The sequence below is a fragment of the Streptomyces sp. NPDC048643 genome (genome assembly GCF_040650615.1).
In the GTDB taxonomy this organism is placed as follows: domain Bacteria; phylum Actinomycetota; class Actinomycetes; order Streptomycetales; family Streptomycetaceae; genus Streptomyces.
In genome coordinates, this window is sequence record NZ_JBEZHO010000113.1 from 1 (window position 1) to 1,741 (window position 1,741).

Consider the following 1,741-nt stretch of genomic DNA (forward strand, 5'->3'; position numbering starts at 1 on the left):
CTGCCGTCGGTGGCCTCGACCTTGAATCCGGTCAGGTCGGTGCCCGCGGTGTAGCCGGTGGTCGGCTGGTAGCCCCAGATGTTGTCACTCATAAAAGTACCGCTCCCTCATCGAAATTCGTTGCCTGCCCACAGTCGAACTGTGGTGGCTCTTTAGGCGCCATCGAATTCGGTGACGTTTGTTCAGAAAGTCGAGTGCCCAGGTGCTTTGGTCTCACACATGCATCACCACTTCGATCCTGGGCCACCGGGACGGAACACGGGTGGGGCCCGACGCCGTGGCGTCGGGCCCCACCCGTGTACGCGTGTGTGCGTGCTGTTCAGGCCGTCTACCAGCGGTACCAGCGGCCACGCTTGCCGCCGCTCGCCGTCGGACGGATCACGAAGCCCAGGACCCACACGATCAGGACGATCACGGCGATCCACCAGAGCGCCTTCAGCGCGAAACCGGCACCGAAAAGGATCAGGGCGAGCAGAAGAACAAGAAGAACGGGAACCATGGTTATCAACCTCCGGAACCTCGTGTGCCCGGCAGATCGATCTCCATTCCTGCGGACTCGGTTTCAGTCTCCGGTTTGAAAACTCCCTTCGGGGCTACAGGGGCAGACGAAATTGCCGCCGACAGTCGAAGTCGTCGAGTCGAGTCCGGCGAGTGGGGGGGCGTCGAGTGGAGGCGCTTGCGGCTCGCTGGCAGAGTTCTTTCGGTGACAGCCGACACGGGACCGGACCGCACCCCTGACGGGCGGTACGTCATCGTGGGCGGACGGCGCTGGCGGGCGACGGACCCGCAGATCCCCGAGGACGTCGCAGCGCGACTGCGCTCCCATCTCATGGCGGCCCGCCGCGCGGTCAAAGCCGCCCGGCGCACGGAGGACCCCGAAGCCGAACGGGCCGCGCGCACGCGCGTGCACCTGTCCAAGGTCGCCCTGGGAGAGCGCGGCGCGCCGTGGTGGGAGCAGAGCGACGCGGAGCGCCGGGCCCGCTGGAGCGAGGGCCTGGCAGCGCTCGACTGAGCCACGACCCCGGGGCGCACGGGGCCCACCCCAGGCGCCCGCTTCACCGTACGAGGGGTCGTCGCGTCCGGTGGGTCAACGACAGCGCCGAATGCGGATGGGGCCGCGGGCCTTCGCGAGCTCGACGGGACGGCCGGCCTGGGTGATCTCCACCTCGCCCGCTGCGACGAGCCGCTGGGCCGCGTGGCGAGCCGGCTCCATGAGCGCGCGCCAGCCGTCGTCATCCCCTTCGTACACCGCCCGCGCGGCGTCGGACGGGCAGATCGTCGCGCCGGGGGCACGACCGTCCAGCAACTCCAGGATGACCCGCTCCAGGCGCCGGTCCGTCTGCTGCTCGTCGTTCGGCACTCCACCAGTATCGCAAGGCGGCTGCCAGGCGCACGGTCGGCCGCTCCTGCTCGGATCCGCCGAGGCCGAGCAAAGAGGATCAGGTCCGGGCAACGAGCCGCGGAACCGTGCTGCTCGACGGGCAACTTACGCTGCTGTGCCCCTCATGAAGCCCGAGTGGCGGGGCAAGATCGCCGCAGCCGCAGCCGCAGCCGCAGCCGCAGCCGCAGCCGCAGCCGTGTACGTGCTACGAGTGCCTGAGCGAGATGCCCACGTTGGCGATCGGTGTCGGCCACGGTGGCAACGGTTGACTTGCTCCTCGGGCTGAAGCCCGAGGATTCTGGCCTTCTCGACTTGTTGCTGTGCCGCTACGCGGCACGGGCTTGGGTCGGGAATCCGTGG

3 protein-coding genes and 1 pseudogene are annotated in these 1,741 nt (G+C 68.6%); 1 reads left to right on the top strand and 3 read right to left on the bottom strand.

Annotated features, from left to right (window positions below; all coding sequences use genetic code 11):
* Positions 1–92: pseudogene (locus AB0C62_RS42105) on the bottom strand (PRC-barrel domain containing protein); the annotation flags it as partial.
* 236 nt (positions 93–328) lie between these two features.
* A complete protein-coding gene (locus AB0C62_RS42110; protein ID WP_164369086.1) occupies positions 329–499 on the bottom strand; it encodes a hydrophobic protein in 171 nt (56 codons plus the stop codon).
* 204 nt (positions 500–703) lie between these two features.
* Here AB0C62_RS42110 and AB0C62_RS42115 point away from each other — a divergent pair, with 204 nt between their 5' ends.
* Positions 704–1,012 carry a hypothetical protein gene (locus tag AB0C62_RS42115; RefSeq protein ID WP_362982606.1) on the top strand — a complete coding sequence of 103 codons (309 nt, stop codon included), beginning with the start codon at positions 704–706 and terminating at the stop codon, positions 1,010–1,012.
* A 75-nt stretch (positions 1,013–1,087) separates the two neighbouring features.
* On the opposite strand, the gene AB0C62_RS42120 is transcribed toward AB0C62_RS42115, so the two are convergent.
* Positions 1,088–1,360, bottom strand: coding sequence for a DUF3253 domain-containing protein (locus tag AB0C62_RS42120; protein WP_362982608.1), 273 nt, complete (start codon positions 1,358–1,360; stop codon positions 1,088–1,090).
* Between the last annotated feature and the right edge of the window lie 381 nt (positions 1,361–1,741).

What these genes read in the sequence shown, in the direction of transcription:
- AB0C62_RS42110 (WP_164369086.1), bottom strand. Translation starts at nt 499, where the DNA reads ATGGTTCCCGTTCTTCTTGTTCTTCTGCTCGCCCTGATCCTTTTCGGT.